Raw genomic sequence first — 20645 nt, forward strand, 5'->3', positions numbered from 1 at the left:
CACACACTCACCCAGAGGATCGCTGCATGCCTGGCATCACGCGCGAGGAGGTCGCCCACCTCGCCCGGCTGGCGCGTCTGGAGCTGAAGCCCGAAGAACTCGACCACTTCGCGGGACAGCTGGACGACATCATCGGCGCGGTCGCCCGCGTCAGCGAGGTCGCCGACCAAGACGTACCGCCGACCTCGCACCCGCTCCCGCTGACGAACGTCATGCGCGCGGACGAGGTCCGTCCCTCGCTCACCCCCGAGCAGGCGCTCTCCGGCGCCCCGGCCCAGGAGCAGCAGCGTTTCAAGGTGCCGCAGATCCTGGGGGAGGAGTGACCGCCATGACGGACAGTTCCATCATCAAGCTCACGGCCGCCGAGATCGCCGGGAAGATCGCCGCCGGCGAGCTGACGGCCGTCGAGGTCACCGAGGCCCACCTCGCCCGGATCGAGGCCGTGGACGAGAAGGTGCACGCCTTCCTCCACGTGGACCGCGAGGGCGCCCTCGCCCAGGCCCGCGCCGTGGACGAGAAGCGGGCCCGCGGCGAGAAGCTCGGCCCGCTGGCCGGCGTCCCGCTCGCGCTGAAGGACATCTTCACCACCGAGGGCGTACCCACGACCGTCGGCTCGAAGATCCTCGAGGGCTGGCTCCCGCCGTACGACGCGACGCTCACCAAGAAGCTGAAGGCCGCCGACGTCGTCATCCTCGGCAAGACCAACATGGACGAGTTCGCCATGGGGTCCTCCACCGAGAACAGCGCCTACGGCCCGACCGGCAACCCGTGGGACCTGACCAGGATCCCCGGCGGCTCCGGCGGTGGCTCCTCGGCCGCGCTGGCCGCCTTCGAGGCGCCGCTCGCCATCGGCACCGACACCGGCGGTTCCATCCGCCAGCCGGCCGCCGTCACCGGCACGGTCGGCGTGAAGCCGACGTACGGCGCGGTCTCCCGCTTCGGCATGGTCGCCTTCTCGTCCTCCCTGGACCAGGGCGGCCCCTGCGCGCGCACGGTCCTGGACGCGGCGCTCCTGCACGAGGCCATCGCCGGGCACGATCCGCAGGACTCCACCTCCATCGACGCCCCGGTCCCGCCGGTCGTCGAAGCCGCCCGCAACGGCAGCGTGCAGGGCATGCGCGTCGGCGTGGTCAAGCAGTTCCGCGGCGAGGGCTACCAGGCCGGTGTCATCCAGCGCTTCGACGAGTCCGTCGAGCTGCTGAAGGAGCTGGGCGCCGAGATCGTCGAGCTGGACTGTCCGTCCTTCGACCTCGGTCTGTCGGCGTACTACCTGATCGCGCCGTCCGAGTGCTCCTCCAACCTCGCCCGCTTCGACGGCCTGCGCTACGGCCTGCGCACCGGCGACGACGGCAGCCGCTCGGCCGAGGAGGTCACCTCCCTCACCCGTGAGGCGGGCTTCGGCCCCGAGGTCAAGCGGCGCATCATGCTGGGCACGTACGCCCTGAGCTCCGGCTACTACGACGCGTACTACGGCTCCGCGCAGAAGGTCCGCACCCTCATCACGCGTGACTTCGAGAAGGCCTTCGAGCAGGTCGACGTCATCGTCTCGCCGACGACCCCGACCACCGCCTTCCCGATCGGCGAGCGCGCCGACGACCCGATGGCGATGTACCTCGCGGACCTGTGCACCATCCCGACCAACCTGGCGGGCAACGCGGCCATGTCCCTGCCCTGCGGCCTCGCCCCGGAGGACAACCTTCCGGTGGGCCTGCAGATCATCGCCCCGGCGATGAAGGACGACCGCCTGTACAAGGTCGGCGCCGCCGTCGAGGCCGCCTTCGTGGAAAAGTGGGGACACCCGCTGCTGGAGGAGGCTCCGTCGCTGTGAGCAAGCTGTCCAAGGCCAAGGACTTCAAGAAGTCCAAGTCCGGTACGTACCTGTCGATGGCCACCACCGCGTTCGGCGCGTTCGGTGTCGCCAAGCAGATCAAGAAGGCCCGCGCCGAGCACGACACGCTGCGGCTGATCGACGCCACGGTCTCCGCCGTGGCGATCGTGACCGGCCTCGCGATCCTCTACCGCGAGCTGAAGCGGCTGGGCGACGACGACGTCCTGCTGGGCTGAGAGGGAAGTTTTCACCGTGACCACCACGACCGACCTGGTGTCGTACGAGGACGCGCTGGCGTCGTACGACCCTGTCATGGGCCTCGAGGTCCATGTCGAACTCGGCACCAAGACCAAGATGTTCTGCGGCTGTTCGACGGCGCTCGGCGCCGACCCGAACACCCAGACCTGCCCCGTCTGCCTCGGCCTGCCCGGCGCGCTCCCGGTCGTCAACGCGACCGGCGTCGAGTCGGCGATCAAGATCGGTCTCGCGCTGAACTGCGAGATCGCCGAGTGGTGCCGCTTCGCCCGGAAGAACTACTTCTATCCGGACATGCCGAAGAACTTCCAGACCTCCCAGTACGACGAGCCGATCGCCTTCAGCGGCTACCTCGACGTGCAGCTGGAGGACGGCGAGACCTTCCGCGTGGAGATCGAGCGCGCCCACATGGAGGAGGACACCGGCAAGTCCACGCACGTCGGCGGCGCCACGGGCCGTATCCACGGCGCGTCCCACTCCTTGCTGGACTACAACCGCGCCGGCATCCCGCTGATCGAGATCGTCACCAAGCCGATCGTCGGCGCCGGCGAGCGCGCCCCCGAGGTCGCCAAGGCGTACGTCCGTGAGCTGCGCGAGGTCATCCGTGCCCTCGGCGTGTCCGAGGCCCGCATGGAGATGGGCCAGATGCGCTGCGACGTGAACCTGTCGCTGATGCCCAAGGGCAGCGACAAGTTCGGCACGCGCTCCGAGACGAAGAACGTGAACTCGCTGCGGTCCGTGGAGCGCGCGGCCCGTTTCGAGATCATGCGGCACGCGGCCGTGCTGTCGTCGGGCGGCACGATCGTCCAGGAGACCCGGCACTTCCACGAGGACACCGGGTCGACGACCTCCGGCCGTGTGAAGGAGGAGGCCGAGGACTACCGGTACTTCCCGGAGCCCGACCTCGTCCCGGTCGCACCGTCCCGTGAGTGGGTCGAGGAGATCCGCGGCGCGCTGCCGGAGATGCCGCTGGCCCGCCGTACTCGCCTCCTCGCCGAGTGGGGCATCTCGGCGACCGACATGCAGGCGATCCTGAACGCCGGTGCGCTGGACCCGATCGTCGCCACGATCGAGGCCGGTGCCGACGCGGCGGCCGCCCGCAAGTGGTGGATGGGTGAACTGGCCCGCAGCGCCAACGAGTCCGGCAAGGCGCTGGACGAGCTGGCGATCACCCCGGCGCAGGTGGCCCGGGTCACCGAGCTCGTCGCGAAGGGCGACCTGAACGACAAGCTGGCCCGCCAGGTCATCGAGGGCGTCCTCGCGGGCGAGGGCACCCCGGACGAGGTCGTCGACAAGCGCGGTCTGAAGGTCGTCTCCGACGAGGGCGCGCTCACCACCGCCGTCGAGGAGGCCATCGCCGGCAATCCGGGCATCGCGGACAAGATCCGCGGTGGCAAGGTGGCCGCGGCCGGCGCCCTGGTCGGCGCGGTCATGAAGGCCACCCGCGGTCAGGCCGACGCGGCCCGGGTCAAGGAACTGATCCTGGAGAAGCTCGGTGTGAGCGAGGGCTGAGCCCGCACCTGTGCACACGACGGCCCCGGACGGCATCGCGTCCGGGGCCGTTCGCACGCCCCGAAGTGCCCCGCGGGACGACAGAGTTCGCCGGAGTGTCCTGTGACGTCCCTCGCACTCTTGTGAATAACCCCACGATCACGGCAAACGATCACTTTCTCCTGCGAGAGTGTCTCTCATCGCTCATATGTTCTTTGCGGGTTGTTCAGTCCATGGACGATCGTTCCCGGTCAAAGATCCACAAATCGCACTTCTGGGAGCACGTCCGTGGCAGACCTCGCCCGTTGGTGTGTCCGGCATCGGCTGATCGCCGTGCTGCTCTGGCTCCTCGCCTTCGGCGGGGTCACCGCGGCAGCCGCCGTGGCCGGATCGTCGTACTCGAACGACTACAAGGTCCCCGGCACCGAGTCCGGTCGCGCGGAGCAGCTGCTCAAGGAGGGTTTCCCGGGTCTCGGCGGAGACAGCGACACCGTCGTCTGGCACACCGGCACCGGTACCGTCCGCGCCGCCGGCGTCGAGCAGACCATGACCCGCACCCTCGACCGGATCGCCTCGCTGCCCGGCGTGGCCTCGGTGGACGGGCCGTACGGCAGGCACGGCGCCCCCCGGATCAGCGTCGACGGCCGCACGGCCTACGCCACCGTCACCTTCACCCAGCCGGCCGAGCACATCGGCAGGTCCGAGGCCCGGGCCGTGGTACGCACGGCCCAGGCCGCGGCGGGCGACGGGCTCCAGGTGGAGCTGGGCGGCGGTGCCATCGGGCTCACGGCATCCCCGCGCGAGCACACCGCCGAGGTGGTCGGCGTGCTCGTCGCGGCCGTCGTGCTGTTCCTCGCCTTCGGTTCGCTCGCCGCCTCGGCCCTGCCCATCGCCACCGCGCTGGTCGGCGTCGGCACCGCCTACTCCGGCATCGGACTGCTCGGGCACGTCATGACGGTCGCCGACTTCGCGCCCATGCTCGGCATGCTGATCGGCCTCGGCGTCGGAATCGACTACGCGCTGTTCATCGTGACCAGACACCGGCGGGGACTCAAACGCGGCCTGAGCGTCACCGAGGCCGCCGTGAACGCCGTGGCCACCACCGGACGCGCCGTCGTCTTCGCGGGTGCGACGGTGTGCATCGCGCTGCTGGGGATGCTGACCCTGCGCCTGAGCTTCCTCAACGGGGTGGCCGTCGCCGCCTCGTTGACGGTGGTGCTCACCGTCGCCGCCTCGGTCACCCTGCTGCCCGCCCTGCTGTCGTACATCGGCCACCGGGCCCTCAGCCGCCGCGAGCGTCGCCGGCTCGCCGAGTCCGGGCCGCGCCCTGAACTGCCCACCGGTCTCGCCGCCCGCTGGTCGGCGCTGGTCGAGCGCCGCCCCAAGCTCCTCGCCTCCCTGGCCGTCGGTGTGATCGCGCTGCTCGCCGTGCCGACCCTCTCCCTCCACCTCGGCACCTCCGACCAGGGCAACGACCCCGGCTCCTCCACCACGCGCAAGGCCTACGACCTGCTCGCCGACGGCTTCGGTCCCGGCGTCAACGGGCCCCTGACGCTGGTGACGCGCGTCGACGGCGGCGACGACGAGCTCGCCCTGGACAACCTCGACACGGATCTGCGTGCCACCCGGGGCGTGGCCTCCGTCACCCCGGCCACCTACGACGCCGGCCGCGGCACTGCCTACCTCACCGTCGTCCCCGACTCCGCACCCCAGTCGCAGGACACCAGCGATCTCGTGGACCGGCTGCGCACCGAGGTGCTGCCGCGCGCGGAGGCCGGCACCTCCCTCGACATCCAGGTCGGCGGGGTCACCGCCGGCTACGACGACTTCGCGGATGTGATCGTCGGAAAACTGCCCTTGTTCGTCGGTGCGGTCATCGGGCTCGGCTGTCTGCTGCTGCTAGTCGCGTTCCGCTCGCTGGGCATCCCCCTGAAGGCCGCCGCGATGAACATCGCCGCCGTGGCCGCCGCGTTCGGGATCGTCGTCGCCGTCTTCCAGTGGGGCTGGGGCAGCGAACTGCTCGGCCTCGGCCGCGCCGGGCCCATCGAGCCCTTCCTGCCCGTGATCATGGTCTCGGTGCTCTTCGGGCTCTCCATGGACTACCAGGTCTTCCTGGTCAGCCGGATGTACGAGGAGTGGCTGGAGACCGGCGACAACCGGCGCGCCGTCCGCGTGGGCCTCGCCGAGACCAGCCGGGTCATCAACTCCGCCGCGATCATCATGATCTCGGTCTTCCTCGCCTTCGTGCTCAGCGGCGACCGGGTGATCGCCATGTTCGGCATCGCGCTCGCCTCCGCCGTCGCCCTCGACGCCTTCGTGCTGCGCACCCTGCTGGTGCCCGCGCTGATGCATCTGCTGGGCGCCGCCAACTGGTGGCTGCCCGCCTGGCTGGAGCGGCGCCTGCCCCGCCTCAGCATCGAACCGCCCGAGTGCCGTGCCGCGCATGAGAGGCTCGACCAGGTCCCGGTCGAGGAACTGCGGAAGGAACAGCAGCGCGATGTACGCGATATCCCTGGGTGACGACGGCGCCGAGCTGCGGCCCCTGGAGGTCTGGCACGCCGAGGAGGTCCTCGCCAACGTCGACCGGGGACGGGAGTTCATCGGCCGGCACATCGGGCTGCCGGACGTGGTGTCCGACCTGGACGGCGCCCGCGTCTGGATCCGGTCGTACGCCGACAAGCGGGCCGTCGACGGCGGCGGCCTGCACGGCATCTGGCTGAACGGGAAGCTGGTCGGCGGTCTGCTGTTCCGCGTGTGGGACACCCCGACCGGGGTCTGCGAGGCCGGCTGCTGGCTGGAGCCGGCGGCGGCTGGGCGCGGACTGGTCACGCGGGGCATGCGGGTGCTGCTGGACTGGGCCTTCGAGGAGCGTGGCATGCACCGCGTGGAGTGGCACGCGTCCTCCGCCAACGAGCCCAGCATCAACGTGGCCCGGCGCCTCGGCATGACCCGCGAGGGCGTGCTCCGCGAGAACTACCCGCACCGGGGCGTGCGCACCAGCACCGAGATCTGGTCGGTGCTCGCCCCGGAATGGCGTGCGGCACACGCACGCACCGCGCAGAACGATCATTAAGGCGCCTCTCAGACAGCGTCCGTACGGTGCCTGGCATGGCTACGAAGACACAGGAAGGCGTCGAGGCCGGCACCGCGGCCGGCACCGAGACGCACAGCGACGAGACGACGGCGGGCGTCGGCACCGCCGAGGAGGTGACCCCGGCCGAGGCCGCCGAGGTGGACGCGACCGGGCAGGACGCTTCCGAGCAGGACGCCGTCGAGGAGGAGGCCGCCGGGACCGAGCAGTCGGCTTCCGGAGCGAAGACCCCCTCCGGGGTCGGTCAGGGCGCCGGGGCCGTCGTCTCCGCCGCGCTGGGTTTCGTCTCGCTCAGCGGCGGCTGGATCGGCACCGTCGCCGGCGCCCGCGAGCAGCTCGTCGGACAGCTGCGGACCTCCTCCACGGCGAGCGTCGCCACCCAGATCAAGGCGGTCTACGGCAACGCCTGGCACAGTACCGCCCTGTGGGCCGGCCTGTTCGCGCTGGCCGCGCTGCTCACCGGCGTGGTCGTGCTCGCCCGGCCCGCCTTCGGCACCCCCGGCCGTGCCCAGGCCCCCTGGATCAAGTCGGTCGCCTGGGCGGGTGTCTCGCTCGGTGTCATCGGCCTGCTGCTGGCCGTCCTGAAGTACTCCGACGCCCTGCTCGCCCTGCCCTCGGCGGGCTGAGAGCCCGCAACTCCCGAAGCCTTAGGGGGCCTTAGGGGATCCGTGAGCGCCTTACGGACTCCCTGAGGCCCCTTACGCGCGCGTGGGGCCCGTACGCCGCCCGAAGATGCGGAACTCTCCCGATGTGGCTCACCTGCCTCGGAGACGAAGGTGGAGGCATCGCAGAAAGTGACGCACGACACCATCTCTCCAAGGACACGCCGTGATCGAGTTCCGGTACCACCAGATGCGCTCCGCCCAGCTGATCCGCGAGGCCGAGCTGCAGCGCCTGGCCCGCGAGGCCGTACGGGCCCGCCGCACCGCACGCCACGAGGAACCGGCCGGCCACGACGGCGCGGCCACCGAGTCCCATACCGGCCGCACCCGCCGGCACCGGACCCCGCACACCGCGTGAACACCGGACCGGCGGGCGCGACCGGGACCCGGGGCGGCCGTACGGGGGTCGGCCGCCTCCCCGACCTCGCGGACCAGGGTCGTACGACTGCCCACGCCGGTCGTACGCCCCTTCCGTCCGGTGACACGACCCATCCGGTCACCGGTGCGAAGATCGCACCGGAGCTGTGGAAAACCGGTGCCCTGCCATCCGGACCTCGTGCGATGCTCGGGCCCGTGGATACCAGGTCCGTCAGTCCCGTGTTCGTCGGCCGCGCCGACGAACTGGACACCTTGAACGACGCGCTCGCCCGTGCCCGCGTGGGCGAGCCGCAGGCGCTGCTGCTCGGCGGCGAGGCCGGGGTCGGCAAGACCCGTCTCGTCGAGGAGTTCGCCACCGCCTCCGGCCGGCACGCGGTCGTCGCCGTCGGCGGCTGCGTGGAGATCGGCGCCGACGGGCTGCCGTTCGCGCCCTTCTCCACCGCGCTGCGCGCCCTGCGCGACGCCCTGCCCGAGGAGTTCGCCGCCGCCGCGCGGGGCCAGGAGGAGGAACTGGCCCGCCTCCTGCCCGATCTGGGCGAGGCCGGCACCGGCCGCCACGACGAGCAGGGCATGGCCCGCCTGTTCGAACTCACCGTCCGGCTGCTGGAACGGGTCGCCGCCGACCGGCCGGTGGTGCTCGTCCTGGAGGACCTGCACTGGGCCGACGCCTCCACCCGCCACCTCCTCGCCTACCTCTTCCGCACCCTGCGCGCCGGCCGGCTCCTCGTCCTCGCCAGCTACCGCTCCGACGACATCCACCGCCGCCACCCGTTGCGCCCCCTGCTCGCCGAGCTCGACCGGCTGCGCACCGTCCGCCGTATCGAACTCGCCCGGTTCACCCGCGAGGAGGTCGGCCGCCAGATCGCCGGAATCCTCGCCGCCGAGCCGGACCCCGCCCAGGTGGACGAGATCTTCGAACGCTCCGACGGCAACGCCTTCTTCGTCGAGGAACTCGCCGTCGCCGCCTGCGACGGCTGCTGCACCGGCCTCACCGACTCGCTGCGCGACCTGCTGCTGGTCAGGGTCGAGGCGCTGCCCGAGAGCGCCCAGCGGGTCGCCCGGGTCGTCGCCGAGGGCGGCTCCACCGTGGAGTACCGGCTGATCGCCGCCGTCGCCCAGCTCGGCGAGGACGACCTCATCGAGGCGCTGCGGGCCGCAGTCGGGGCCAACCTCCTCACCGTCACCCCGGCCGGCGACGGCTACCGCTTCCGGCACTCCCTGGTCCGCGAGGCCGTCGCCGACGACCTGCTGCCCGGCGAACGCTCCCGGCTCAACCGCCGCTACGCCGAAGCCCTGGAAGCCGATCCCACGCTCGTCCCGGCCGACGCGCGCGTGATGCGCCTGGCCAGCTACTGGTACCACGCCCACGACCCCGCCAAGGCCCTGCCCGCCGTCCTGGACGCCTCCGTCGTGGCCCGCCGCCGGCACGCCTACACCGAACAACTCAGGCTCCTGGAGCGGGCGATGGAGCTGTGGGACAGCGCCCCCGAGGAACTCCGCTCCGCCCTGCGCCCCGTCGACTACACCGAGGTCTACCCTCCGTGTGGCTGCGACCCCGCCACCACTCCGCTGCGCTATCTCGACCTGATGGCCGAGGCAGCCGTCGCGGGCCGGTTCGGCGGCGAACGCGAGCGCGCAATGAAGATCGTCAAGCGGGCCCTGCGCCTCCTCGAGGAGGATCCGGACCCGCTGCGCGCCGCCTGGTTCTGGGTGCAGCGCTCCCGGCTGGTCCAGGCCCAGTCCCGCGGCGACGGCCGGCAGGAACTGGCCACCGCCCAGGACCTGGTGCGGGGCCTGCCGCCGTCCGAGGTGCACGCCGAGGTGCTGGCCCTCGCCGCGGGCTGGTCCATGCTGCACCGGCCCGGCCCCGAGGCGATCACCGCCGCCGAACGCGCCGTGGAGTACGCCCGCATGGTCGGCGCCCGTGACATCGAACTACATGCCCGCCTCACCCTCGGCGGTCTCAAGGTGGACTCCGGCGACGCCGACGCCGGCCTGGCGGAGATGCGCCAGGTGCTGCGGGACACCCTCGCGGAGGGCGTGCACGACGTCGCTGGCCGCGCCTATGTGAACCTGCCGTCCGAGCTGCAGAGCCTGGGCCGTGACGGGGAGGCCGTTCCCCTCCTGCGCGAGGGCATCGCCTTCGCCCGCACCTACGGGCAGTTGGCCTCCGAGGCCTGGATACGGGCCAACCTGTCCGAGGCGCTCTACTCGCTCGGCGACTGGGCGGCGGCCGCCGAGACCGCCACCCACGCGACCGAGGACCGCCACAGCGCCAAGCCCCGGGGCGCGGGCGCCCTGCGCCTGGCCCACCTCGCCCTCGCCCGCGGCGACCTCGCCGAGGCGGGCCGGCAACTCGCCGCCGCCCGCGCCCACTACGGCACCCACGACCCCATGCCCCAGCACTCCCTGCCCCTGGCCCGGGTCGCCCTCGGGGTAGCAGCCGAGCAGGGGCGCATCACCGACGCCCGGGCCGAACTGCTCCGGGCCCTGGACGACGGGTTCCCGCCCGGCACCCACCGCTACGGCTGGCCGCTGCTGCGGGCCGCCGCCACTGCCGAGGCCGAAGCCCGCACCCTGCCCGGCGCGGCGGCGGGGCGCGCCGAGATCCTCGACCGCCTCGGCGATGCCGCACGGAAACTCGCCACCGGCGCCCCGCTGTGGCAGGCCTACAGCCGGTGGACCCGGGCCGAACTGCGCCGCGCACAGGGCGCGGACACCGTCGACGACTGGTCCTCGGTCGTCACCGCCTTCGAGTGCCTGAACCGCCCCTACGAGCTCGCCAGGGTCCGCCACCGCCTCGCCGAAGCGCTCCTCGCCGCCGGCGGCGAGGACGAACGCGACCGCGCGGTGGAGCTGCTCCGGCTGGCCGCTGCGGTCGCCGCCCACCTCGACGCCCGCTCGCTCGCCGACGCCGTCGCCCGGCTCGCGCAGCGCGCCCGTCTCACCCTGACCCGCGCGCCCCGGCAGGTCCTCGCCCCCGCCGACCCGGCGGCGGCCCTCGGCCTGACCAGCCGGGAGCGGGACGTCCTGCGCCTGGTCTCGGCCGGCCGCACCAACCGACAGATCGCCGAGGAGCTGTTCATCTCCCCGAAGACCGCGAGCGTCCACGTCTCCAACATCCTGAGCAAGCTCGGCGTCTCGGGGCGCGGGGAGGCGGCGGCGGTGGCGCACCGGCTGGAACTGTTCCCGGCCGACACGCTCCCTGCCGGAACGGCGGGCTGAGACCTACGCTGAGGACAGGCAAGACAGGTCACAAGGGGGAGAAAGCGGGGCGGGCCGTGTTCAACGCCTTCGAGGACCTGTTCGCACCCGGCCGCAAACACACCCGGGACGAACAGAACCGGCTCGAGCTGACCCGTGAGGACGTCGGCGACAACGACCCCGGACGGGGCCCGATAGACCTGTCCTCCGGGAAGGCGGTGATACGGCTCCCCGAACCACCGCCCGCCGCGGCGGAGCCGCAGGTACGCCCCGAAGCGGGCGGTGAGGAGCCCTGAGCAGAGGGAACGGAAGGGCCCGGGCGCGCCGGTGAACGCTACTTCACCTCCGCCTCCAGCACCCGGTCGTCCCCCTTCTTCGGCCGCCCCCGGCCGTCGGTGTTGCTCGTCACCAGCCACACCTTGTCGCCGCCCGCCGCGACAACCGTGCGCAGCCGGCCGTACTTTCCGGTGAGGAAGGCCCGGGGCGCCGCCGAGGCCCGCGTGCCCTCGAGCGGGATCCGCCACAGGCGCTCGCCCTTCAGACAGGCCATCCAGATCACACCCTTGACGTAGGCGATGCCGCTGGGGGAGGCGTCGTCCGTGTGCCACTGGGCGATCGGGTTCTGGAAGGCGGCATCGGAGGATCTGCCCTCGGCCTCGGGCCAGCCGTAGTTCCCGCCCGGCTTGATCGCGTTCAGCTCGTCCCAGGTGTCCTGGCCGAACTCCGAGGCGAACAGGCGCTGTCTGCCGTCCCAGGCCAGGCCCTGGACGTTGCGGTGGCCCCAGGAGTAGACCGGGGAGCCGGGGAACGGGTTGCCCGGAGCCGGTTCGCCCTCCGGCGTCATGCGCAGGATCTTGCCGCCCAGGGACTTCCTGTCCTGGGCCAGACCACTCCGGCCGCCCTCGCCGGTGCCCGCGTACAGCATGCCGTCCGGGCCGAACGCGATCCGGCCGCCGTTGTGGATCAGGCCCTTGGGTATGCCCTTGAACACCGTGTCCGGGGCACCCAGTTGCTCACCGGGCGGCTTCCGCTCGTCGTACAGCACGCGGACGATGCGGTTGTCCGAGGCGGAGGTGAAGTAGGCGTAGATCATGTGGTCCGAGGCGTAGTCCGGGGACAGCGCGATGCCCAGCAGGCCGCCCTCGCCGGCCGGGGAGACCCCGGAGACCCTGCCCAGCTCCGTCCTGCGGCCCGTTCGCCCGTCGATCCGGATGATCGTCCCGTCGTCCCGGGAGGAGACCAGCAGACCGCCGTCGGGGAGCGCGGCCAGCCCCCAGGGTGTCCTCAGGCCGTCGGCCACGGTGCGCAGCACCTGCACCGAGCCCTTCGCCGGTGGGGCTGACTCCGTGGCGCGGCCGGAGGAGGCCGGGCCCGGTGCCGTACCCGTCGCACTGCCGGCGCCGCGCGGGGACCCCCCTCCGCCGGCGGAGCAGCCGGCCGTCAGCAGCAGGGCGGCCGCGGCCAACACGGCCGGCACGGCTCGTCGTTGCACGATCATGGTCCCTTCGAGGCGGTGATCCGGCGGCGGGCGCTCCCTGTCGTACCCCGCTCACCCTGCCCGGGTTCCCGCCCCGCCGCGACCGATCCGGGCAAGCCTCAGTCCCACGACCCCTGCGCCGCCGGCAGCCGTGACACCTCCGCCAGGTCCTCCTCGGTCAGGCGCAGCCCGGCCGCCGCCGCGTTCTGCGCGGCCCAGCGTTCCCGTTTCGTGCCCGGAAGCGCGATCACATGGCGCCCCCGGGACAGCACCCAGGCCAGGGCCACCTGGGCCGGCGTGACGTGCTCGCCGTGGCGGCGCGCGATGCGGCGCAGGCCCGCGACGATCGGCTGGTTGGCGGCCATCATCTCCGCCGTGAAACGCGGATGGCGGGCCCGGACGTCGTCGGGTTCGAAGCCCTCGCCCGGAGTCAGCGTGCCGGTCAGGAAGCCGTTGCCCAGCGGCATCGCCGCGAGGAAACCCACGCCCCGCGCCTCGCACCACGGCAGCAGCGCCTGCAGCGCCTCCGGCGACCACACCGACAGCTCCGCCTCCACCGCGGCCACCGGGAAGACCTGCTGCACCCGCTGCAGCTGGCGCAGGGTGGCGTCGTGCAGCCCGGCCCCGGAGCGGCGGCCGGCGCGCGCCCCCACCGCGCACAGGCCCAGCGCCCGCACCTTGCCGGCCCGCACCAGCTCGGCCATCGCGCCCCAGGTCTCCTCGACGGGGACCTCGGGGTCGGCGCGGTGCAGCTGGTACAGGTCGATCACGTCCGTCTGCAGGCGCCGCAGGGAGGCGTCGCAGGCCCGCCGCACATACCCCGGGCGACCGTTGGCCACGATGTGCTGCTCGCCTACCAGCAGCCCCACCTTCGTGGAGACGAAGGCGTCCGCGCGCCGCTCCTTCAGCACCCGGCCCAGCAGCAGCTCGTTGGTGAAGGGGCCGTACATGTCCGCCGTGTCCAGGAGGGTCGAGCCCAGGTCCAGCGCCCGGTGCACGCATCGCAGCGACTCGTCGCCGCGCTGCCGCGACCCGCTGTACGCCCAGCTCATCGGCATGCACCCGAGTCCGACGGCCCCCACCGCGAGCGCCCCCGCGCCGATCGTCCTGCGCTCCACCTGCTCGTGAACCTCCCTCTGCCCGGCCCCCAACCTAACCTCTGCACAGGCGCGTACCTGACATAGCCTCCTTGGCATGAGTGCAGAGGTTTGGCTTCCCATCGCCCCGGAGGAGATCGAGGGACTTCCCGAGGGGCCCCGATACCTGTTCTGGGACGGTGGCGAGGAGTTTCCGGGCGACCCGGCCGCCTGTTCCTTCTACGTCGTGCCGTACATGAGGTCCGTCGCGATCGCCGTGCGCCCACTGCCGGAGATGGCCTGTGTCGAGGTCGTGCAGACCCTCTCGGCAGGGATCGACCATGTGCAGCCGGGCCTGCACCACCTGCGCCCGGGCGTGCGGCTGTGCAATGCGCGCGGGGTGCACGAGGCGAGCACCGCGGAGCTGGCGCTGACCCTCGTCCTCTCCTCCCTGCGCGGTGTCCCCGACTTCGTACGGGCCCAGGCGCGCGGCGAGTGGCGCAGCGGATTCCGGCCGGCCCTCGCCGACAAGTCCGTCCTCATCGTCGGTTACGGCTCCATCGGGGCCGCCATCGAGGACCGGCTCGCGCCCTTTGAACTCGCGCGGGTGGCGCGCGTCGCGCGCTCTGAGCGCACCACGGCGCGCGGTCCGGTGCACCCGCTCACCGAATTGCCCTCTCTGCTTCCACAAGCCGACGTCGTGATCCTCTCCACGCCCTTGACGGAGCAGACGCGGGGCCTGGCCGACGCCGAGTTCCTGGCCCGGATGAAGGACGGTGCGCTGCTGGTCAACGTCGCGCGCGGCCCCGTGGTCGACACCAAGGCACTGCTGGCGGAGCTGGAGACCGGCCGTCTCACGGCGGCCCTGGACGTCACCGATCCGGAGCCGCTGCCGCCCGGGCATCCGCTCTGGCAGGCCCCGGGCGTGCTCATCAGCCCGCACGTGGGCGGGCCCACCTCGGCCTTCCGGCCGCGTGCCGAGCGGCTGCTCGTCGACCAGCTGACCCGGTACGTGAACCAGGAGCCCCTGCGGAACGTGATCCTCACCACCGGGGCCTGATCCGGTTCCGGCACCCTCCGCAACCTGTCGGACGCGGCCCGTACCCGCATCCCCGCTGGTCGTCACGGAGCGTAGAGACGCTATGTCCCTGAGTGACGATCCTGGTGTATCGTCCGGACAGGGGCTGCGCCGTCGACGTTCGGCGCCGGGGATGGACATTGCAGATCTGTGAGGGGGGCGACGGGCGATGCACGGCCTATGGACGAGCGATCCGACGCGGCGGAGCCGCCGACGGCGACCCTGGCGCACGGCCGCGCGCAGACGCGGCCACCACACCGGCCACCACCAGCGCAGGCACAGCGGCCGCAGGAGGCATGCGCACCCAGCGCACCGGGTCCGCCGGGACCCGGGAGCGGCACTCACCGGGAGGCCCCGGTGAGTGCGCCGCCCTCTGTGACGACCGCCCTCGACGGAGCGGTGCGCGCACCGCATCCGCAGCAGGCGCCGCCGCCCCGCCGGCCGGCCGCCGATGAGGGCACACGCACGATGCAGCAACTCGTCCTCGCCCTGGTCTGCGCGGCCTACGCCGTCGGGGCCGCGTTCGACTGGGGTGCGGACGAAGTGGCGCTGATCATGGGCGACTTCGGGCTGAGCGCAGCGGCGGGCACCGCCGCCGTCTCCTGCTTCCTGTACGCCCGCAGTCCGGGCGTCCACTTCCGCTCGGCCTGGCTGCTGTTCGCCCTCTCCTCGGCGATGGCGGCCCTCGGCAACGCGGTCTGGGGGTGGTACGAGGTCGTCCTCGGGCGGCCCGTGCCCAGTCCCAGTTACGCCGACCTGTTCTTCCTGTGCTTCGCGCCGCCCGCCATCGTGGGCCTGCTGGTGCTGGCCAAACGGCCGGTCACCAAAGCCGGCTGGATCTGTCTGGCGCTGGACGCCTGGCTGATCGGTGGCTCGCTGCTCACGCTGTCGTGGAGCCTCGCGCTCGCCCAGGCGGCGCGCTTCGACGGGCCGAGCGTGGCGCACACCGCGCTGTCGCTGGCGTACCCGCTGCTCGACATCGCGCTGGTCAGCATGGTGCTCGCGCTGCACTTCCGCCGCACCCCGGGCAACCGCACCGCGGTGAACACGGCGATCGGCGCGCTCGCGCTGACCGTGATGTGCGACGCCCTGTTCACCTCGCCGCTGCTGCACAGCAATTACCACTCGGGTCAGCTGCTGGACGCGGGCTGGTTCGCCGGTTCCCTGCTGCTCGCCTACGCCCCCTGGGCCGCGCCGCGCCGCAGGAGCGGTACGGGGGGGCACGTACCGGACGGGCACACGCGCGTCGTCCACGAGCACCTGCCCGGACAGCGCGGCAGCGGCCATCAGCACGTGCCCGCGCCCGCGCCGGGGGGTGAGCACGGCCGCTATCCGGCCGGACGGCCGCTCACCGGCTCCCTCGCCGCCCTCACCCCGTACCTCGCCGCCGCCGTGTGCACCCTGGGCATCCTGTACAACGTCCTCAACGGCCGCCGACCCGACCACGTCGTGCTGGTCACGGCGGGCGCCGTCGTGCTCGCGCTCGTCATCCGGCAGGGCATCATGCTGCTGGACAACATCACCCTCACCCAGGAACTGGCGCAGAAGGAGAACCACTTCCGCTCCCTGGTGCAGGGCTCCAGCGACGTGATCATGATCGCCGCGCCCAACGGCGTCCTGCGTTACGTCTCCCCGGCGGCCGCCGGGGTCTACGGCCGGCCCGCCGAGGACCTGGTGGGCAGCGAACTGGCCGGCCTCATCCACCCGGAGGACCTGGGCTGCGTGGTGCACGAGGTGCGCCGGTTCCTCGCCGCCAGCCCGCTGGAGGAACCCACCACCCGCATCGAGTGCCGCTTCCGGTCCGGCGACGGCGGCTGGCTCAACGTCGAGTCGACCGTCAACCGGCACCACGGCGGCCTGATCTTCAACAGCCGCGACGTGACCGAACGTGTCCGCCTGCAGGCGCAGCTGCAGCACAACGCCGAGCACGACCCGCTGACCGACCTGCCCAACCGCGCGCTGTTCACCCGGCGGGTGCAGCAGGCCCTGTCCGGCCGGCGCGCCACCGACCGGGGCGCCGCCCTGCTGGGCACGGCCGTGCTCTTCATCGACCTGGACGGCTTCAAGGCCGTCAACGACACGATCGGGCACCAGGCCGGGGACGAGCTGCTCGTCCAGGCCGCCCGCAGACTCCAGGACGCGGTCCGGCAGGGGGACACCGCGTCCCGGCTGGGCGGCGACGAGTTCGCGGCCCTGATCGTGGGGGACGGCAGCCGTGACCGTGCCGCCCGGGAGCGCAACATCCTGGAGCTCGCCGACCGCCTCAGGGTGACCCTCTCCCAGCCCTACGCCATCGACGGCCAGGACGTCCGGGTCAACGCCTCCATCGGTGTCGCCTTCGCCGAACCCGGTCTGGGCGCGGGCGAGCTGCTGCGCAACGCCGACCTCGCGATGTACCGCGCGAAATCGGCCGGAAAGGGCCGGGTCGAGCTGTACCGGCCACAGATGCAGCAGGACGTCGTACGCAAGGCGGAGCTGGCCACCCGGCTGCGTGCCGCGCTGCACGACGGCGAGTTCGCGCTGCTGCACCAGCCGGTGGTGTGCCTGGAGGACGGCCGGATCACGGCGGTCTCCGCGCAGGCGCGCTGGCGCTCCTCGCAGGGCGTGCTGTTCACCCCGGCCGAGTTCCTGCGGATGGCCGAGGGCGGCGACAAGACGGCGGAGCTGGACCGCTGGATCCTGCAGGAGACCGTGGAACAGGCCGCCGAGCGGGCCGCGACCGGGCTCGTCGTCCCGGCGACAGTACGGATGAGCGCCCGGCGGCTGCTGGACCGCTCGCTGCCGCTCGGCTCGGTGGAGGCGCTGCTGACCCGGCACGGGCTGCCGCCCGGCGCGCTGGTCGTCGAGCTGTCCGAGACCGACCCCCGGGTTCCGCTGGACGAGCTGGAACGGCGCCTGACCGCGCTCAGCCGGCTCGGCGTGCGGATCGCGCTGGACGGCCTGGGCAGCGGCTACGCGGCCATCACGGCCCTCAGAAGGCTCCCGGTGGACATCCTGAAACTCGACCGCAGCCTGGTCGAGGGTGTCGTGGAGTCCCCGCGGCTGCACAAGATCACCAGCGGTCTGCTGCGGATCGCCGGCGATCTCGGACTGCAGTCCGTGGCCGAGGGCGTCGACCTGCCGGAGCAGGTCGTGGCACTGCGGGCGATGGGCTGCACACACGGACAGGGCATGGCGTTCGCGGGGCCGATGGACGAGTACCGGCTGCGCCGGGCGCTCGGATCCGGCCACTATCCGGTGCCGCACGCACCGGCCGAACCGGCGTTCGCGGGGAGTGTGAGCGAGCCGAAGGGACGCTCAGGGGTGTACACAGGGGGTGTTACGGCTGTCTTCGGAGGCGGCGGTGCCCTTCGTTCACATTCTGAGACTCCCGTCCCACCTACTTGACACGTGGTGCGCGTCGGGGAGAGGGTCAGTGCCATGCGCACCCGAATTCTCGTACTTGGACAGCGCGTCGGCTGAGCTGGGACCCACCGGAGGACGATCCGGAATCCCCAGCGATCTCACCGACGCGCTCCCCTCGCTTGCCTTGCGGCACGAGGGGTTTTTTGTTGCACGAGTGCCTTGCGTGCAGCGCTTGAACTCCGCACGAACCTCGCAAAAACCCTCAGCATCGAGAAGAGAATGCCGATGACCGAGCAGGCCACCGGGGCCCATCCGCAGCCGCGGCCCCGATCCGGAGGACAGCAGTCCGCCCCCGTCGAGCACGTCACGGGTGCGCAGTCCCTCATCCGCTCCCTCGAGGAGGTCGGCGCTGACACGGTATTCGGCATTCCCGGCGGTGCGATCCTGCCCGCGTACGACCCGCTGATGGACTCGACGCGGGTGCGCCACGTCCTGGTCCGCCACGAGCAGGGCGCCGGTCACGCGGCCACCGGTTACGCCCAGGCCACCGGCAAGGTCGGCGTCTGCATGGCGACGAGCGGCCCCGGAGCGACGAACCTGGTCACGCCGATCGCCGACGCCCACATGGACTCCGTCCCGCTGGTCGCCATCACCGGCCAGGTCGCCTCGAAGTCGATCGGCACCGACGCCTTCCAGGAGGCGGACATCGTCGGCATCACCATGCCGATCACCAAGCACAACTTCCTCGTCACCAAGGCCGAGGACATCCCGCGGGTCATCGCGCAGGCGTTCCACATCGCCTCCACCGGCCGCCCGGGCCCGGTCCTGGTCGACATCGCCAAGGACGCCCTCCAGGCGAAGACCGTCTTCGCCTGGCCGCCCACCATGGACCTGCCCGGCTACCGCCCGGTGACCAAGCCGCACGCCAAGCAGATCCGCGAGGCGGCCAAGCTGATCACCTCCGCCAGGCGGCCCGTCCTCTACGTCGGCGGCGGCGTCATCAAGGCGCAGGCGACCGCAGAGCTGAAGGTCCTCGCCGAACTCACCGGAGCGCCCGTCACCACCACCCTGATGGCGCTCGGCGCGTTCCCCGACAGCCACCCGCTGCACGTGGGAATGCCGGGCATGCACGGTGCGGTCACCGCCGTCACCGCGCTGCAGAAGGCCGACCTGATCGTCGCCCTCGGAGCCCGCTTCGACGACCGCGTCACCGGCAAGCTGGACAGCTTCGCCCCCTACGCGAAGATCGTCCACGCCGACATCGACCCGGCCGAGATCGGCAAGAACCGCGCCGCGGACGTGCCGATCGTCGGTGACGCCCGCGAGGTCATCGCCGACCTGGTCCAGGCCGTGCAGAAGGAGCACAGCGAGGGCCACAAGGGCGACTACACCGCCTGGTGGAGCGACCTGAACCGCTGGCGCGAGACCTACCCGCTCGGCTACGACCAGCCCGAGGACGGCTCGCTGTCGCCGCAGGCGGTCATCGAGCGCATCGGCCGGCTCGCCCCGGAGGGAACGGTCTTCGCGGCGGGCGTCGGCCAGCACCAGATGTGGTCCGCGCACTTCATCCAGTACGAGAAGCCCGCCACCTGGCTGAACTCCGGCGGCGCCGGAACGATGGGCTACGCGGTCCCGGCCGCGATGGGCGCCAAGGCCGGCCGGCCCGACCGCACTGTCTGGGCGATCGACGGCGACGGCTGCTTCCAGATGACCAATCAGGAGCTCACCACCTGCGCCCTGAACAACATCCCGATCAAGGTCGCCATCATCAACAACGGCGCTCTCGGGATGGTCCGCCAGTGGCAGACCCTGTTCTACAACCAGCGCTACTCCAACACCGTGCTGCACAGCGGCCCGGACGACATCAACCCGGAGGCGAAGGGCACGCGCGTGCCGGACTTCGTGAAGCTGTCCGAGGCGATGGGCTGCGTGGGCCTGCGCTGCGAGCGCCCGGAGGACCTGGACAAGGTCATCGAAGAGGCGAACTCCATCAACGACCGCCCGGTCGTGGTCGACTTCATCGTCCACGAGGACGCGATGGTGTGGCCGATGGTCGCCGCCGGCACCTCCAACGACGAGATCATGGCCGCCCGGGACGTCCGCCCGGACTTCGGCGACAACGAAGACGACTGAGCGAGAGAGACGTAATCAGACCATGTCCAAGCACACGCTCTCCGTCCTGGTGGAGAACACCCCGGGCATCCTGGCCAGGATCGCGGCCCTGTTCTCCCGCCGCGGCTTCAACATCGACTCGCTCGCGGTCGGCGTCACCGAGCACCCCGACATCTCCCGCATCACCATCGTGGTCGGCGTCGAGGACCTTCCGCTGGAGCAGGTGACCAAGCAGCTCAACAAGCTCGTGAACGTGCTGAAGATCGTCGAGCTGGAGCCCGGTCAGGCCGTTCAGCGCGAACTCGTCCTGGTGAAGGTCCGCGCGGACAACGAGACCCGCTCGCAGATCGTGGAGATCGTCCAGCTGTTCCGCGCCAAGACGGTCGATGTCTCCCCGGAGGCCGTGACCATCGAGGCCACCGGATCCGGCGAGAAGCTGTCCGCCATGCTCAAGATGCTGGAGCCGTTCGGCATCAAGGAGCTGGTGCAGTCCGGCACGATCGCGATCGGCCGCGGCGCCCGTTCGATCACCGACCGCTCGCTGCGCGCTCTCGACCGATCCGCGTAAGGCTGGAAACGGGCGGTCGGTGACACGCCGTCCGCCCGGATGCCGAGACCCCCAGACTTCCCCTCCCCTCACCGGCATAC

At 71.9% G+C, this 20645-nt stretch carries 16 protein-coding genes; 14 read left to right on the top strand and 2 right to left on the bottom strand.

What is annotated here, in order from left to right:
* Positions 1-26 precede the first annotated feature (26 nt).
* The 10 genes from gatC (at position 27) to ABZ919_RS11820 (ending at position 11205) form a co-directional block, all read left to right on the top strand.
* Entirely contained in the window at positions 27-323 is a 297-nt protein-coding gene (gatC, locus tag ABZ919_RS11775) for an Asp-tRNA(Asn)/Glu-tRNA(Gln) amidotransferase subunit GatC (protein WP_006130840.1), read from the top strand.
* A 5-nt stretch (positions 324-328) separates the two neighbouring features.
* Positions 329-1828 (top strand): Asp-tRNA(Asn)/Glu-tRNA(Gln) amidotransferase subunit GatA, encoded by a 1500-nt coding sequence (gatA, locus tag ABZ919_RS11780; RefSeq protein ID WP_361245877.1) that lies wholly within the window; start codon positions 329-331, stop codon positions 1826-1828.
* A complete protein-coding gene (locus tag ABZ919_RS11785; RefSeq protein WP_351240077.1) occupies positions 1825-2064 on the top strand; it encodes a hypothetical protein in 240 nt (79 codons plus the stop codon). Before gatA ends, ABZ919_RS11785 begins: the two co-directional genes overlap by 4 nt.
* A gap of 16 nt (positions 2065-2080) precedes the next feature.
* The gene (gene gatB, locus ABZ919_RS11790; RefSeq protein WP_361245880.1) at positions 2081-3595 is read left to right on the top strand and encodes an Asp-tRNA(Asn)/Glu-tRNA(Gln) amidotransferase subunit GatB; all 1515 of its coding nucleotides are present in this window, start codon (positions 2081-2083) and stop codon (positions 3593-3595) included.
* 267 nt (positions 3596-3862) lie between these two features.
* Positions 3863-6094, top strand: coding sequence for an MMPL family transporter (locus ABZ919_RS11795; RefSeq protein ID WP_361245883.1), 2232 nt, complete (start codon positions 3863-3865; stop codon positions 6092-6094).
* The gene (locus tag ABZ919_RS11800; protein ID WP_361245886.1) at positions 6072-6647 is read left to right on the top strand and encodes a GNAT family protein; all 576 of its coding nucleotides are present in this window, start codon (positions 6072-6074) and stop codon (positions 6645-6647) included. Before ABZ919_RS11795 ends, ABZ919_RS11800 begins: the two co-directional genes overlap by 23 nt.
* A 35-nt stretch (positions 6648-6682) precedes the next feature.
* Positions 6683-7291 (top strand): hypothetical protein, encoded by a 609-nt coding sequence (locus ABZ919_RS11805; protein WP_361245889.1) that lies wholly within the window; start codon positions 6683-6685, stop codon positions 7289-7291.
* 202 nt (positions 7292-7493) lie between these two features.
* Positions 7494-7685 (top strand): hypothetical protein, encoded by a 192-nt coding sequence (locus ABZ919_RS11810; RefSeq protein ID WP_361245891.1) that lies wholly within the window; start codon positions 7494-7496, stop codon positions 7683-7685.
* 203 nt (positions 7686-7888) lie between these two features.
* Positions 7889-10930: an AAA family ATPase gene (locus ABZ919_RS11815; protein ID WP_361245894.1), complete on the top strand. Its 3042-nt coding sequence runs from the start codon at positions 7889-7891 to the stop codon at positions 10928-10930.
* Between the two features lie 56 nt (positions 10931-10986).
* Entirely contained in the window at positions 10987-11205 is a 219-nt protein-coding gene (locus tag ABZ919_RS11820) for a DUF6191 domain-containing protein (protein ID WP_361245897.1), read from the top strand.
* A gap of 38 nt (positions 11206-11243) precedes the next feature.
* On the opposite strand, the gene ABZ919_RS11825 is transcribed toward ABZ919_RS11820, so the two are convergent.
* Positions 11244-12407: a PQQ-dependent sugar dehydrogenase gene (locus ABZ919_RS11825; RefSeq protein ID WP_361245900.1), complete on the bottom strand. Its 1164-nt coding sequence runs from the start codon at positions 12405-12407 to the stop codon at positions 11244-11246.
* Between the two features lie 98 nt (positions 12408-12505).
* Positions 12506-13504 carry an aldo/keto reductase gene (locus tag ABZ919_RS11830; RefSeq protein ID WP_361245903.1) on the bottom strand — a complete coding sequence of 333 codons (999 nt, stop codon included), beginning with the start codon at positions 13502-13504 and terminating at the stop codon, positions 12506-12508.
* A 76-nt stretch (positions 13505-13580) separates the two neighbouring features.
* Here ABZ919_RS11830 and ABZ919_RS11835 point away from each other — a divergent pair, with 76 nt between their 5' ends.
* The 4 genes from ABZ919_RS11835 (at position 13581) to ilvN (ending at position 20565) form a co-directional block, all read left to right on the top strand.
* Entirely contained in the window at positions 13581-14522 is a 942-nt protein-coding gene (locus ABZ919_RS11835) for a 2-hydroxyacid dehydrogenase (protein ID WP_361245906.1), read from the top strand.
* Positions 14523-14897: 375 nt separating this feature from the next.
* Entirely contained in the window at positions 14898-17927 is a 3030-nt protein-coding gene (locus ABZ919_RS11840) for an EAL domain-containing protein (protein ID WP_361245909.1), read from the top strand.
* A gap of 243 nt (positions 17928-18170) precedes the next feature.
* Positions 18171-20018, top strand: coding sequence for an acetolactate synthase large subunit (locus ABZ919_RS11845; protein WP_361245912.1), 1848 nt, complete (start codon positions 18171-18173; stop codon positions 20016-20018).
* 22 nt (positions 20019-20040) lie between these two features.
* Positions 20041-20565 (top strand): acetolactate synthase small subunit, encoded by a 525-nt coding sequence (ilvN, locus tag ABZ919_RS11850; protein ID WP_018544678.1) that lies wholly within the window; start codon positions 20041-20043, stop codon positions 20563-20565.
* Positions 20566-20645: the final 80 nt, after the last annotated feature.

The organism is Streptomyces sp. NPDC046759, from assembly GCF_040645475.1.
Classification (GTDB): Bacteria; Actinomycetota; Actinomycetes; order Streptomycetales; family Streptomycetaceae; genus Streptomyces.